Origin of the sequence: Pontiella desulfatans (assembly GCF_900890425.1) — a bacterium.
Lineage (GTDB): Bacteria > Verrucomicrobiota > Kiritimatiellia > Kiritimatiellales > Pontiellaceae > Pontiella > Pontiella desulfatans.
Window position 1 is genome coordinate 2933775 of the sequence record NZ_CAAHFG010000001.1, and the last position, 14167, is coordinate 2947941.

Genomic DNA, 14167 nt, shown 5'->3' on the forward strand with positions numbered 1-14167 from the left:
TGGATGCAGATGCTTCCTACCCTGGATCCGCATGCGCTGGTGTTTCTAGACGAATCCGGGGCGAAGACCAACATGACCCGGTTGCGAGGACGATCTCCCGGCGGGTCCCGCCTCTATGCCCATGCTCCGCATGGCCATTGGTGCACCACGACATTGATCTCTTCAATCCGGCTGAACGGAGAAACAGCAGCCATGGAGTTGCCCGGGGCCACGGATTCGCTCGCCTTCCGGACCTATGTTGAGGTCGTGCTGGCTCCGAGCCTCCATGACGGGGATGTCGTGGTCATGGACAACCTGGGCGCACATTATGACGAAGCGGCCATAATCATGATCGAAAGTCGCGGAGCACGGGTTCTTTTTCTTCCCCCATATAGCCCCGACTTCAATCCCATCGAAAAGATGTGGAGCAAGATCAAGAGCCTGCTGAGAAAGCTCGAGGCCCGTACCCGGGAAGAGCTTTCCGCTGCAATCACAAATGCTTTTGAGGCCGTAACGGCCAAGGATGCAGAAGGTTGGTTTTCATCGTGCTACATTACGGCATTACAATCGTGATATGCTCTAGCGGACTGCGGATGCCGTTGTCCCAGACCTCGCCCTTGCGGCCGATCAGGTTTCCAGGATTACGAATCCCCCAATCCGGGGAGTGCGGATTCTTGGGTTTCGCGTTTTCCCAGACGCCCATCTCCTGCTGCCCCATCGCATCTAGCGATCCATTGTCACTCATGAAGAGCACAATAGTATTCTCCGCCTGACCGGTTTCCTTGACCGCCTTCAGCAGGCGCGCAATCTGGTCGTCCATCTGTTTGATCGAGCCATAGCACTGGGCAATATCTTCCGAATAGCCCTTTTTACGAAACGGTTCGGCATAGGACTCGGGGCAATACCAATCCAGATGCGGAATCACATAGCCCACGTAGGCCAGCCACGGCTTGTCGCCGGCCTGCCGTATTTTTTCAACTGCGGCATCTGTGATCAGCTCCGCGCCCCAGCCCTGCTTATTTCTCTGGGCATACCCCGCCCCCGGGAGGAATGAATCAAATCCGCGGTCAATGGGCGTCATCTCCATCATATGTAGCCCTCCGTCCATTTTACCGAACGCCCAGGCCGCATAGCCAGACGGAGAGAAAAACTTCGGCATCAGCGTTTCATCACGCCGCACCCGACCGCGCGAGCCCACACCCCACACGCCCATATCGAGATGATGACGACCGGCAAACAACGACGCGCGAGTCGGCGTACAGGCCGGCCCGACCACAAAGTGCAGATAAAACGCCGACTCCCTTGATAACCGATCCAGGGTTGGAGTCTGCACCACCTTATTGCCCGTAAACCCGAAATCCCCATATCCCTGGTCATCCGAAATAATCAGCAGAATGTTGGGCGAACGTGACGCGCCATCTACATCAGCAAAAGCACCGCATGCAAAAACCAACCCTACAACCATCCACTTAATCATTTCTTATCTCTCTGTTATTTCTAAAGCTTAGGTACGTTATCTGACACTCAGTTTGAAAACACAACTGATTCAGGATCACCCGTCGCGCGCATTTCCTCTTCCAGCGCCCGTTTATATTTTTCGATCCGGCCTTTTTGCTCCGGGTTGCCGATCAGGTTGTTCCAGCAACCGGGATCTTTCCGCGTGGAATAAAATTCTTCCGGCGGGCGACGGACCAGATGCTCCGCGCGGGCGCGCTCCCGCTCTCCGGAGCGCTTCATCATCTGGATCAACGGATAGCCGGCATCAAAGGCATTCACACGCTCCGGGTCGCGCAGCGAATGGATATTAAAGACATAGGTATATTCTTTGCCGATCATTGCACGACCGGGAAAATACGCTCTTGGTTCCGATTGGGCATAATAGGTCATCGCGGCATAGACAAACTCACGCCATTCATCCGGAGTATTCCCTTGAAGAATCGGCCAGAGCGACTTGCCTTCCAGTCCCTTCACTTCCGGCAGCCCGACCGCCTCAATCACCGTCGGCATGATGTCGATGGACGATACCAAATGCGTTTTATCCACCACACTGGGTTGGATCTTTCCCGGCCACGAAAAGATTAGCGGGGTTCGCGTGCTGCTGTCATAGAGCGAGCGCTTCGCGCCCGGCGGCAGCATTCCATTGTCCGAAAGAAAGATAATCAGCGTGTTTTCCGCCTCGCCGCTCTCCTCCAGAGCGCGGAGGACGGCTCCGATGCAGAGGTCGCCACGGTGCACGGAATCATAATACGGGGCGATGTGTTTGCGGATCTCCGGTGTATCCAGGAGATAGGCGGGAACATACACCTCATCGGGATCAAACTGCGTGGTGGCTTCCGGATAAGGATCGTCTGGATTCCACTCCGCCCGCATGGTCGCTTCGCTTTTCGTGCGCGGCCACGGGTCGTGCGGATCGATCGGGTTAGCATAGAGGAAAAACGGCTTGTCCGCGTTTTTGGCATTTTCAATCACCAATTGGGTGCGTTCGAAAAACGCATCCGGATCGCGGTCTTTCGCGCCGACCCCGAACGGCTTTTCATGAAAACGGATATCAAAGGTCGGGTTGAGCTGCCGGCTGTTCTTGAGGATGGCGCCGGTATAATAGCCATTCTCGTGCAGGTAGGTGTCCAGGCGGGGCGTGATCACTTCCGGGGCGACCCACCCTTCCGGCGGCTGCTGTCCATGCCCCATGCTGCCCGAGCAATGCGGATAACGCCCCGTCAGCATCGCGTTACGCGACGGCCCGAAGATCGTGCTGGCCACATGGGCATGGTGAAAACGGAATCCCTGCCCGGCCAGCCGGTCGATGTTCGGCGAAATACCGGGAATCGTACAGCCCGTCACCTCCAGCGAATCCCAGTTCATATCATCCACTGTCAGCAACAGCACATTCGGGGAACGGGACGCTCCCTGCACCATCGCACTGATCATCATGGCCGCGACCAATAAATCTTTCATTTTTAGTTTCATTATAAAACTCCTGCTCTCAATTCAAACTTTCTTATCATCGATTCCCTTCGGGTAAGCGATCGCGACACCCTGCTCTGCATATCTTGTGTAGGGAACGTTTCCCCGAAGGGAAACGTTGTGCACCGTTGCATGTATTCAGTCGCGTTTCAGAACCTAGCCCTCTTCCACGCCATACTGAGCACGTAATTCGTCCATGGTTTCATGCGTAATCGGATATTTCCGAAGGATAAAAAAGGAAACCACCATCAGGACCGGCCCGACGATGAAGGTCATCAGCGCCAGGTTATCGAGCGTATCGGCCGTCTGCTTTTCCGCACCGGAAACATAGCCGACCCCTTTGAGAATATAGCCGGTCACAAAAAGTCCGAGCGCTGTGGCAGCCTTCATGAAGAAAGAGAATCCGGCGGCATAGCGCCCCTCCGTCACCTCGCCGGTTTTCAGTTTTTTCAGCGCCGAAAGATCCGCGATCATAGCCATGGCCAGCGGCACCAAAATCCCACATCCGCCCCACCACAGCGTCTGCAAAACTCCGAAGACCACCGCAGAAAGATGGAAGGCTTCGCCTTTATAGTCCACAAACAGCTGAACCGCTTTCGGTTCCATCAGCCCACCGCTGAAAATCGCCAGCAGCGCGAGGCAGCCCGCGGAACCGATAATCATGGCGAGGTATCCGGTTTTTTTCTTATCCAGCCGCTTCACTAATCCGCCGAGCAGAAGAGATCCCAGCATGAACCCGACCATCCCGCCCGTATGCACGAAGGTTTTTTCCAGAGCGGAAAACCGCATGTATTCCACATAGGTAAACATCTGCACCTGCGAAACCACCATCATGGAAAACTGGGCCAGCCCGAAAAAGCCGAACACAAACCAGACCAGTTTATCGGAATAGACATCCTTCAGGTCATGGATAAATGCCTTCAGATGATTCCCTTGGTCTTTGTCCTCAATCTTAAGCTGCCCCTTGTCGGAAAATTTAAAGGTAACAAAAACACAGAAGAGAACCAGTAGCAGGGCACAGACCGTCAGTATGACCCCCATGCCATTAAAATTTTCCGCGATCTTCGTTCCGTCTATCTTCGTTCCGTCCGCCGCTTTTCCGTCGGGAAAAAACAGGATCCAGCCCAGTCCGCCGAACACTATGTTAATGATCATGTTGAAACCGCACCGCACGCCCTGAATCCGGGCGCGATCATCATCGGTTTTGCACATTTCAAATCCAAGGGCGGTAAACGGCACCACAAAGACCGTAAAGGCGGTTTTAATGAGGATGTTGATACCCACGAGATACCCGAAGAGCCGCTTTTCACCCTGAAAGGATTCCGGCACAAACCAAAGGAAGAAAAACAGGACGGCCAGTAGCAGTCCACCGATCAGCATATACGGGTGGCGCCGCCCAAACCGACTCGTGGTTCGGTCGGAAACCGTGCCCATGACCGGATCGGTGAACGCGTCATAAATGGTTCCGATTCCAAAAGCGATACCGGCGAGCTCTGGGCTCAACCCCATAATCTGTGTGTAGAACAGCATCGCATAGTTGGCAATCCCGTTCATGGTGATCGAGTTCGCCCCTTCGCCCGAGGCATAGCCCCATAGATCACGGATTTTCAGTTTTTTTATGTTCATATTTCCACCCCTATCCAGTCTTAATTCATTTACACTTCAGCATTGCCCTATTTAATCCGAGAGCTCCTTCAGGAAGGCTTCATCTTCCATCGCCTGCCAGATGCACCGTTGCTCAAAAGTATCAAAAGTCCACATCATGTACCCCTGTGCGTTATCGCCCAGGGCCAGATCTCGGGTCTTAAGGATGTTCTTGCGAGCCTGATCAAACGTGGTGGCTATAAACTTAAAGGAACCGAACTCTCCGAGGATATACGGTTTATCCTTCAGAACACCCTGCATCTCCTGCGAATATAATCCGGTGCTCTTCATATCCAGGCGGTAGCTCTCCTCCAGCGTGGTGGATGGCTTGGTGTAGTAGACATGGACATCAACAAAATCCAACGCCCCATTCAGGATCGTGGAGGCTTTGGGCGGACAGCGAGGATCGCGCCTGCCCATGTTCCGTATGCCGTAATGTTTTCCCTCATAATCTTTGCCGACCGCGCGCGGGACAAAAACACCCTCCCCGACCAGCATGGAAGGTACCACCTCTTTAACGGCCTTGGACACCCGGGCATGATAGGAGAGGATCGAATTCTCATACAACGCCTGCCGCTGGTCATCCTGACTCATATCATACGCCCGGCCATCCGGACCTGTAAACATCCCCTCCGTAAGGGTAAACGGCCATTGCCTCCCATTCAGTGAAAACTCATCCATTTCCATAGTTCCACATCCCATTCCACCGTAACCAAAACAAAGAAGTCTTCCTCGCAGAGCCGCAGAGCATTTACTCAATCCGGAAACGTCCTCTGCGACCTCTGCGCCTCTGCGCGATAAAAAAATTCCTGTTTCTGAACAATCATGCTGTGTAAATTCGATCTGACATTACGATTGCGACGACTAATCCTTATCCAGCTCAAAGGTGCCGAGCTTGCTGTAGAACAGATCCCAGTCGTCGGTCGCATGCCAGAGCAGCTTCTGCTCCAGACAGTCGTAGGTCCAGTACAGCATACCGTTCACCCTTTCCTTCAGCACCAGGTCGCGGACGATCACCATGTTGTCGACCCCTTCCTCGAACGTTTTTTCCATAAAGTCAAAGGCGCCGAATTCCCCAACGATGATCGGTTTCATCTTGCGGATCTCCGCCATTTCGGGGGCATAAAATCCGGTAGAATCCAGACTGTGTTTCACCGCCTCTTCGACAGATTTACGACGGTTGTGGCGATAAATATGGACATCGAGACAGTCGAGCGGGCCGTCGCCCAGGCTCGTCAGCGTGGGCGGATAGCGTTTGTCCCTGTATTTCTCCGGCCACAGACCGGCCGAATTTTCGGTATCCTTGCCGACCGCCGCCGGCACAAATACGCCCTCGGAGACCAGCATCTCCGGATCAATCGCCTTCACGGCATCGACCACACGACCATGATAATAGCGATAGCCCTCGTCCATCAGCGCCTGGCGTTCTTCCGTGCTGGAAAGGTCATAGGTTTTTCCATTGGCCGCGGTAAAGTTTCCTTCAATCCGGCTGAAGGGGAGTTTATCGGCCTCGAGGTTCGCCTCGTTCTGGCACTGCAGCCCCAGCAGGGTCGGCAGTACCGCGGGCTCCTTCGCCTTAATATACGACAGGAAGGAAGTGATATATTCCACCCGGGCATCCACGCCCTCCGCAGAAAGGATAAACAGGTTTTTCTCCTCGTTATCCCCGTTGAAACGCTTCAGGAAATAGTCGTTGTTCGGAAGCTCGCCGTCTCCAAAGGTTGGAAAAACGCGGATATTATGGCGGGTCGCGCGGCGCAGGAAATCGAGCACGTTTTCCATATAGGGTTCATAGAGCCCTTTCGTGGTTTTGTATTCCCCGGCGATACCGGGATTGAAGGGTTCGCGCCCGATGATGAATACACGAACCGTGTTGTAACCCGAATCCTCCAGTCTCTGAAACATGGCCTCGGCGCGGTCTGGATCATAATCGGCCTTCGAGAATTCTGTATCGGCTTCAAAGGTCGAATGATCCCCGCCGGGCGTTCCGTCTTCCTTGCGCAGGCGGATATAGTTAAAGCCTGATACATGAAAAGGCGTCTCGGAATCCTTGAGCACAAACTGCGCCCCGTCCTTGCCTGGCTCAATACCAATCCGCTCTAGCGGTTCAAGCGTTCCCGCACCTGCCGTTGCCACGGTGGCAACAGCAACCACCCCTTTCAAACAACTCGTTTTCGACATGCCCTTCCTTATTTCTCAATTTTCGGCGGAACCGCCCGTCCATCGGTCATCACCCAGCCATATCCTTGGGGGGTAGCGGCACCGGGATTTCTATATTTTTCTTCCGGCTTTTTCCAGCAAGGCGCCAGCGTGCTTTTCCATTCTCCGTGTTTGCGGGCAAGCCGCTCAACCACTTCGGGAAAGCGACCAGCCACGTCCTTTTTTTCCTGCGGGTCTTTTTCAAGATCGAACAGCTGCCATGCATCGGTTTCCACATGACGATACAGCCGCCAGTTTTTCCAGCGGACGGCAACCAGGTGGCGATGCTCTGGATCGGTCGGTTCCTTGTTGAGCCAGTAGATATATTCGTGAACATCGCCTTTCTTTTTGCCCTTCAGGTACGGCATCAGATCAATTCCATCGATGTGTTCGGGAACCGGCAGGTTGGCGGCCGCCAGCATGGTGGCATAGAAGTCGAAGGTACACGCCATGCCGTCGAATCGTTTTCCTTCCAGAACGGTGCCCGGCCAGGAGACGATGGACGGACTAAGCGTCCAGCCGATCTGCTGGGTATCTTTTCCCTTTCCACCCCGGTACGGGGTCGAGGTGCCCCCCTCGCCCGTGTTCGCACCATTATCACTCGAAAAAATAATGAGCGTGTTTTCGCGCATCTTATGTTGATCGAGATAGTCGAGCAGCTTGCCGACCTGATCGTCGAGGCAGACGATACCTCCACCCAGCTTCCGCCGCTTCGGCGGTGCTGTCGTGCGGCTTGCTAATTCCTCCGGAATATCCCGGTGCGACGAATGAACCGCCAACGGCGACCAATACATCATAAACGGCTTGTCGGCCTTGCGGTTCCGATCCACAAACTCGATCAGGTTATCCCCATCGATTTCCGTAATCCAAACCACTTCACCATCCTTGTTTTTACACAGGAAATGGTTTCCTTTCTTGATTCGCGGAGGCAGCTCGGCCACTTCCATAAACCCGCGAGCCGACGGCCCCTGCCACTTATCACCCAGATCCCATTTTCCAATCTGCCCGGTGGTGTATCCGTTGTCGCGGAACACTTCGGCAAACGTCGGTTTGTCCTCCGGAATCGGCATGCCGCGCGACATACCATATTTGCCGAACCGCTGGCCATACATCCCCATCATCAGGCTCGAACGGCTGGGGCAGCACGGCGGGTTGGTGACATATGCCTGCGTCAGCACAACGCCCCCTTTGGCCAGCCGGTCGATATTCGGCGTCGGAATATCCATGCAGCCAAACGGCCCGGTATCGCCATAGCCCAGGTCGTCGATAAACAACATTATAATGTTCGGACCGCGTGACGCGGCATCTACAAAGGCTGCACAGCACAAAACAACCAACAATTTAATTATCATCTTCATACTCTACCTTCTCCGTTCCTCGATTATTGGGCGGATTTTCAAGCTACCGACCCGCCTCAGCCGTATCCAACGTTAAACTTCGGTAATCGCCGGAAAATTCATACCCATAAACAACACCCTTGGTAAATCCCTTTGGCAAACACCACCACGTTGCCCAAAACACAAACAATAAATAGTACAACGAATGACGCTTTACACAACATGCATAACGGCTGATTTTAGTAATCAGCGGTGGATTACTTTATCTCGAGAAAATCAATGCACGCTTCACAAGCGTTATTCGCCCGCGAGATCAAGGCGGTAGGCTTTCTGTGGATTTTCAACCAGAATCCGAGTCATCAGTGCCGTGTTTGACGAAAGCTGCTGCGCAAACAGGTTGTACATGCCTTCATAATCGGGGGAGATCGGCCAGTTGCTGCCGAACAGCAGCCGGTCGGGACCGAAGGCATCCATAATTGGATTAAATAACGCATCTAGCCGGTCCGGGCTGTAGTTATGTTGAAACACGGCATCGAACATGGATAGCTTGCAATAAACATTAGGGCACTCGCCCAGTTCCTCAACCAATGGCCCCCACCAGCCTTGCGGTTGCTTTTCAGTATCCAGTCGTCCGCCGGCCATATGGTTGATGATGATGGTGAGATCAGGATAACGTTGCGCGATTGAAACAATGTCTGTACGAGTGTGCAGATCGAGACCGGTTTCAAGAACCATTTTCCGACCTTCCAGCCATCGGATATTTTTCCGGACCGTCTCATCGGAAAAATCGACCTTCCCGCGTGCACGGTTCCGCAGCCCCCGGAACTTCGGATTTTGAGCAAACCGTTCCAGAATGTCCCCGGTTTCGGGATCGGCAAGATCCAGATTACCAATGACTGCCGCCACAACCGGCTTGTCGGCTGCATGCTCCAGCATCCATTCGTTATGCTCCAGGCTGGTCCCCGCCTCAACCGCAACGGCCCATGTGATGGGCGTGCCGGCAGAAACCGCCTTGAACCGTTCCGCGTGGTGGGGCTGGTTTAAACGCGTATTATCCGGCTTCAGCCAGTCCAACCCTGCCGGTTCATACAGATGAATGTGGGTGTCAATACCGCCCGAAGGATTTTCAGCCAGAGCACTGCTGCACAGAACTGCCAATATCAGAACTGTTTTTAGCATTCCACCTGACTTCATCACTTAACTCCCTACCGTACAAAAAGCGGACCGACCGGCTCGGGCAGCGCATTATCAGCCTGCGGGTTGTAACGCTTGTTCAGGCTGGTGTCATACCGGGCGGGAATATGTTCAAAACGCCATTTGGCCAACGCCTTTTTCATGCGCCCTACCCGTTCGGGCATCGATGCGGAAAGGTCTTTGGCTTCGCCGATGTCTTTCGACAGATCAAACAGCCGCATCACTCCGTCATGGTAGGCGATCAGTTTGTAGTCGCCTTCAATCATCACCGAACTGGGGGCCGTCATCGGAGAACCTTCCGTAAGGTGATCCGGCCTGTAATACGGTTCATGGATAAAGACCGCGCGTTTTTCAAAATCGTCGGGGCGATTCTGTAACAGCGGAACCAGCGATTTTCCCGACCACTGCTTCTGGATTTTTTCAGGCACCTGCTTACCGGCCAGGGCCGTCAAGGTCGGGGCAACATCTTCCAACGTAACCGGCGTGTCGACCCGGTGCCTTTCTCCATTCGGCACATACATCATCATCGGCACACGGATTCCGCCTTCAAACGTCTGGGCTTTCTGTCCGCGCAACGGCGTATTGCTGGTCCAGCGCGCCCCCTTCTTGACGGCCTGACCGCCATTATCCGAGGTAAACACGATGATCGTATGGTCCGCTACCCCCAACTCCTTGAGGGTCGCGCGGATCGCTCCGACGGAATCATCAAGCGCCCGGATCATTCCAGCATAGGCAGGGTTGTCCTGCCCGTTCCAGCCGCGGGTTTTCTTCGTTGAAAAATAGGCCACATCCTCCGGCCTGGCCTCGATCGGTCCATGAACCGCAAAATGCGCCAGATAGAGCAGGAACGGTTGCTCCGGTTGCTTTTTGACATGCCTGCGAATCCAGTCTGTGCTCAACTCCGTGAGATCGTCGGTCAAATATTCGGTCTGCGCCTCCGGCCCGGGATGGTGCCATTTTTTACGCACCCCTTTATGATATTTCGACCACCCCTCATCCTCGTAGGTGATCGCCTCAAACCCGAAATCCTGCGGGCGGTGCCCTTCCAGATCGTTTCCGCCGATATGCCACTTGCCGAGGAAGGCACTTCGATACTCCGGCAGCATTTCCGCCAGCGAATACACCTTCTGCCCCCGGCTGTCGGGCAGCCCGTTCGGCAGGGCATAATTTCCCGTTGCCGTAGCGACCGGAAACGTCGGATTCGTTCCGGGCATCTTATCATGAAACTGGTACTCAGCCGGCGGTTCCAACCCGTTCTGGGCAAACGTAAACTTGCCTGCTCTCATGGCCGTAGCATTGTTGAACCCGAAGGTCGCCCCGTTGCGACCGGTGATAATCGTGGCGCGCGACGGCGAGCAGAGCGGCATGCTGTAGCAGCGCGAAAAGGCAACCCCGTCTTTCGCCAGGTCATTAAGATGCGGTGTTTCATAATATTGATCGTTCGCCGGTGTGTCTGTGGCGAATTCCGCCGTTGGGTTAATATCCATAAACCCCAGATCATCCGCCATAATCAGCACAATATTCGGTTGATCGGCATGGGCATTAAACACGCCGCATAACAGCGCAACATAAATAGCTGTTTTCAATCTATTCATCATTTCTCCAACTTCAGGGTCAACTTAAGCACCTCACCAATCGCCGTGCCAGCTTTGGCATCATTCGCTACGGCCAACGAAAACGGGACCGTTCCCGACGGCAAAGCAATAGGGCCAAAAACGTTTTTTTCGGCCGAGCGGCTTTTGGCAGTGACCGGTTTCCCATCAATCAGCAGGCTGATCGGTGCGCATCGGTCGAAACCTGTACCTTCGGCGATGAAAGAGACCGTCAGCGGCTTCTGTACTTCAACCGCGTAGTCGGCGCGGTCCCCTGGGTAGCGGAATCCTTTCACGCCGCCGAGATAATCGTGCATGTCCATTTTGCCGGTCAGACGCAACGGCTGCAGCACGTTGATATTCCAGGATGCGCCTGGTCGGTCGGCGTTGTTAATCCGCAGCTGCCGCATCTGGAAGGTGCGGTTGCGCGCGGCGATATCGTCCCAGCGCAACCGGCAGCGTTGGGCCATGGCCTCGGTGCGCTCGGGATATTCTGCGCTCAGGTCGTTTTGCTCGGCCGGGTCCTTTTCCATGTCGTACAAACGGAATTCGCCCCCCGGCAGATGGTGGAATTTATAGTTCCCGTTACGCAGAATGGTGTGCAGGGAAGAGTACCGCAGCGTTTTCATATCGGGCGTATTGGCACCCTCTCCGACCGGAACGCCGGGGCCGCCGGTTGCCAGGCGGAAAATGTCGCGATCATCGCTAAACGTTCGATCTTTCAGCGAGCCGCTGAAGCTTGTTCCGGAAAAGGGGAAATGCTCCGGATGTTTCTCCTCCGGAATCTGAGCCAGCTCCAGCAGTGTGGGCAGTACATCTTCCACGCCGACCGGCTGCTTGCGGATGCCGGGCTTGACTTTTCCGGGCCAGCGAACCAGCAGCGGACTGCGGATACCGTTGTCCCACACCTCGCCCTTGCGGCCGATCAGATTGCCCGGATTGCGAATGCCCCAGTCCGGCGAATGCGGCCGTTTGGGTTCACTGTTTTCCCAGACCCCCATCTCGCGGTTGTTCATCGCATCAAGCGACCCGTTATCACTCATAAACAGCACAATCGTATGTTCCGCCTGGCCAGCTTCCTCGACCGCCTGGAGCAACCGGGCGATCTGATCATCCATCTGCTTAATCGAGCCATAGCACTGGGCAATATCTTCCGAATAGCCTTTTTTGCGGAACGGCTCGGCATACGACTCCGGTGAATCCCACCACAGGTGCGGAATAATGTGCGCCATCACCGCGAGCCAGGGTGTATCTCCCGCCTCATTGATTTTTTCAATCGCCGCATCGGTGATCAGCTCCGCGGACCAACCCTCCGTCCACGTACGCCCTTCCGGTGTCCAGAGTTCCGGCTGTTGATGCAGATACCCGCCGGTGATTCCGCAAAACCAATCAAACCCGCGGTCCGACGGCGTCATTTCCATCATTTCCAGACCGCCATCCATTTTACCGAACGCCCAGGTTTTGTAGCCGGATGGGGTGAAGAATTTCGGGATCAGCGTTTCGTCGCGCCGCACCTTGCCGCGCGAGCCAACTCCCCAGACCCCGGTATCCAGATAATTGCGACCGGTAAACAGCGATGATCGCGTCGGCGTACAGGCCGGGCCGACCATGAAATAGGGATAAAAGGCCGACTCTGCAGCGAGCCGGTCAATCGCCGGTGTCTGCACCACATCGTTACCTGTAAACCCAAAGTCCCCGTAGCCCTGATCATCAGAAATAATCAGCAGAATGTTTGGCATTTCCGATTGCCGATCTCCGATTGCCGATTGAAAAGCAGCAACAGACAGCCCAAACACCACCAACCTCTTCACATTCTTCATAACCGTTAAGTTGAACATAATCACTTCTCCAAAAAATCCAGCAAATCGATACTCTGTGGCGACAACGCCGAAAGAGGTATATCGCGTACAGCCTCACGATCGGCAGGCCGGACCTTCACCTGCTGTTCCGCAACCGAAAGCACCACACAGTTCATGCTGCGCCCCTGCTTATCCACGAGTTCAACCACATAGCCGGCTTTGCCGACTTCGTTCTTCGCAGCCCGAAGCTGCTCCACGCTTTCAGGGGCCAGCAATTCGAAGGCAATCTTCCGCTGCGCACCGCTCTTCAGATCAAGCAGCACCGCGGCCTCCTCATATACCGAAAAAACCTTTACCTTCAGCGGCCTGTTTTTGCGATCCGCAAGCACCATCTGGGCTCCACCTAATGAGGTTGCAACCACCCTGAACTTCGGCGGCAGCGGTTTGCCCTTATGGGTGTGAATAAAATCGCGGGCCAGATTCATAAAGGTATACGGCTCATCCTCCGGCAGCTCGACGGTGGGATGCTTATACCAGGACTGTATGGTGCCCATCGTTGGCCGTAGATCATGCTTCTGCACCTGTTGCAGACAATGTATCACCCCTTCATAAAAGGCCTGGTTTGATACGTTTCCACCTTCATGGTCGTTAAAGAGGAAAATAAAATCCATCCCGTTCGACCGGCAGAACTGCTCCATCGCCTTCAGCTTACCCCAACCGTTTCGGGTATTTTCAATCCGCTGATAGGAATATTCGGGCTGGAACATATCCAGCTTCGTACCCTTCTCCTCACAGGCCTTCATCACATCCAGCAGCAGTTCCTTCAGATCACCCTGCGACTTCTTAGGATTTCCTTCGGGGGGAAACTGTTCCGGATCCTCCCAGTAAAAGCGAAATGCGGCTTCGATCATACCGATTTTTATATTCGGATACTTTTCCTTCACTCCCGCGACAAACGTCGCATAGCGCTCTACGGCCTCCTCATAGCTCCAGTTATACTCCTCTTTCGCCCAGCCCTGTGATTTAATAAATACGTTGTCGGTCACCAGGAAATCAACCCGACCTCCCGCTTCCGTAATCGGATCGAGCAACCGACTAATCAGGTTTTCGTGGCCATGTCGAATACCGACTTCAATCCCCACTCCGAGATTCAGTTCCGACAGCCGCTGCATAATGGTGCGAAGCAATTCAGGTTCGCCTCGGCACAGGCGTCCCATAGGTGTTGAATAAAACTTAAACTGCGATAGGTTTTCAGCAACGTAGCTCCATTCATCCAACCGATGTTCGAACAGATCTTCAAAACAACGGAACACAGTCTCAGCATCCGCTTTCTGTCCTGTTGTAATCGCCGGACAAATCGACATCTGCATGGGAGCGGGTTCCGCCGCCTTTAAAGGAAGCACAAAGAGCAAAAGCCCCAGCTGGCTGATCCACTGTTTCATTTTCACCATGGCTTTCC

Annotated in this window: 12 protein-coding genes; 2 read left to right on the forward strand and 10 right to left on the reverse strand. The window is 54.3% G+C overall.

Annotation, left to right across the window (positions count from 1 at the left end; genetic code table 11):
- The first annotated feature begins 9 nt into the window (after positions 1 to 9).
- Positions 10 to 552, forward strand: a complete 543-nt coding sequence (locus tag E9954_RS10360) for an IS630 family transposase (protein WP_246046704.1) — start codon at positions 10 to 12, stop codon at positions 550 to 552.
- Here E9954_RS10360 and E9954_RS10365 read toward each other — a convergent pair.
- The 6 genes from E9954_RS10365 to E9954_RS10390 all read right to left on the reverse strand — a co-directional run bounded on the left by E9954_RS10365 (position 533) and on the right by E9954_RS10390 (position 8144).
- Positions 533 to 1456, reverse strand: coding sequence for a sulfatase-like hydrolase/transferase (locus E9954_RS10365; RefSeq protein ID WP_136079106.1), 924 nt, complete (start codon positions 1454 to 1456; stop codon positions 533 to 535). The two genes, E9954_RS10360 and E9954_RS10365, sit on opposite strands and share 20 nt — an antisense overlap.
- A 47-nt stretch (positions 1457 to 1503) precedes the next feature.
- Entirely contained in the window at positions 1504 to 2946 is a 1443-nt protein-coding gene (locus E9954_RS10370; RefSeq protein WP_136079107.1) for a sulfatase family protein, read from the reverse strand.
- Between the two features lie 153 nt (positions 2947 to 3099).
- Entirely contained in the window at positions 3100 to 4569 is a 1470-nt protein-coding gene (locus E9954_RS10375; protein WP_136079108.1) for an MFS transporter, read from the reverse strand.
- A 51-nt stretch (positions 4570 to 4620) separates the two neighbouring features.
- Positions 4621 to 5268 carry a hypothetical protein gene (locus E9954_RS10380; protein WP_136079109.1) on the reverse strand — a complete coding sequence of 216 codons (648 nt, stop codon included), beginning with the start codon at positions 5266 to 5268 and terminating at the stop codon, positions 4621 to 4623.
- Positions 5269 to 5451: 183 nt separating this feature from the next.
- On the reverse strand, positions 5452 to 6768 hold the full coding sequence (locus E9954_RS10385) for a glycoside hydrolase 5 family protein (RefSeq protein WP_136079110.1): 1317 nt from the start codon (positions 6766 to 6768) through the stop codon (positions 5452 to 5454).
- A gap of 8 nt (positions 6769 to 6776) precedes the next feature.
- Positions 6777 to 8144, reverse strand: coding sequence for a sulfatase family protein (locus E9954_RS10390; protein WP_136079111.1), 1368 nt, complete (start codon positions 8142 to 8144; stop codon positions 6777 to 6779).
- On the opposite strand from E9954_RS10390, the gene E9954_RS33885 reads away from it, so the two are divergent.
- On the forward strand, positions 8091 to 8270 hold the full coding sequence (locus E9954_RS33885; protein ID WP_136080205.1) for a VHL beta domain-containing protein: 180 nt from the start codon (positions 8091 to 8093) through the stop codon (positions 8268 to 8270). The genes E9954_RS10390 and E9954_RS33885 overlap by 54 nt on opposite strands.
- A gap of 150 nt (positions 8271 to 8420) precedes the next feature.
- On the opposite strand, the gene E9954_RS10400 is transcribed toward E9954_RS33885, so the two are convergent.
- From E9954_RS10400 to E9954_RS10415, 4 genes are all read right to left on the reverse strand, one after another.
- Entirely contained in the window at positions 8421 to 9302 is an 882-nt protein-coding gene (locus tag E9954_RS10400) for an amidohydrolase family protein (protein WP_168442143.1), read from the reverse strand.
- A 26-nt stretch (positions 9303 to 9328) separates the two neighbouring features.
- Complete coding sequence (locus E9954_RS10405) at positions 9329 to 10915, reverse strand: sulfatase-like hydrolase/transferase (RefSeq protein ID WP_136079113.1); 1587 nt, start codon at positions 10913 to 10915, stop codon at positions 9329 to 9331.
- On the reverse strand, positions 10912 to 12648 hold the full coding sequence (locus E9954_RS10410) for a sulfatase-like hydrolase/transferase (protein WP_168442144.1): 1737 nt from the start codon (positions 12646 to 12648) through the stop codon (positions 10912 to 10914). Before E9954_RS10410 ends, E9954_RS10405 begins: the two co-directional genes overlap by 4 nt.
- A 101-nt stretch (positions 12649 to 12749) precedes the next feature.
- Positions 12750 to 14159 carry a hypothetical protein gene (locus E9954_RS10415; RefSeq protein WP_136079115.1) on the reverse strand — a complete coding sequence of 470 codons (1410 nt, stop codon included), beginning with the start codon at positions 14157 to 14159 and terminating at the stop codon, positions 12750 to 12752.
- Between the last annotated feature and the right edge of the window lie 8 nt (positions 14160 to 14167).

Coding starts and splice junctions, on each gene's coding strand:
- E9954_RS10360 (WP_246046704.1), top strand. CDS start 10: ATGCTTCCTACCCTGGATCCGCATGCGCTGGTGTTTCTAGACGAATCC.
- E9954_RS10415 (WP_136079115.1), bottom strand. CDS start 14,159: ATGGTGAAAATGAAACAGTGGATCAGCCAGCTGGGGCTTTTGCTCTTT.
- E9954_RS10380 (WP_136079109.1), bottom strand. CDS start 5,268: ATGGATGAGTTTTCACTGAATGGGAGGCAATGGCCGTTTACCCTTACG.
- E9954_RS10410 (WP_168442144.1), bottom strand. CDS start 12,648: ATGCCAAACATTCTGCTGATTATTTCTGATGATCAGGGCTACGGGGAC.
- E9954_RS10405 (WP_136079113.1), bottom strand. CDS start 10,915: ATGATGAATAGATTGAAAACAGCTATTTATGTTGCGCTGTTATGCGGC.
- E9954_RS10365 (WP_136079106.1), bottom strand. CDS start 1,456: ATGATTAAGTGGATGGTTGTAGGGTTGGTTTTTGCATGCGGTGCTTTT.
- E9954_RS10400 (WP_168442143.1), bottom strand. CDS start 9,302: ATGCTAAAAACAGTTCTGATATTGGCAGTTCTGTGCAGCAGTGCTCTG.
- E9954_RS10375 (WP_136079108.1), bottom strand. CDS start 4,569: ATGAACATAAAAAAACTGAAAATCCGTGATCTATGGGGCTATGCCTCG.
- E9954_RS10385 (WP_136079110.1), bottom strand. CDS start 6,768: ATGTCGAAAACGAGTTGTTTGAAAGGGGTGGTTGCTGTTGCCACCGTG.
- E9954_RS10370 (WP_136079107.1), bottom strand. CDS start 2,946: ATGAAACTAAAAATGAAAGATTTATTGGTCGCGGCCATGATGATCAGT.
- E9954_RS10390 (WP_136079111.1), bottom strand. CDS start 8,144: ATGAAGATGATAATTAAATTGTTGGTTGTTTTGTGCTGTGCAGCCTTT.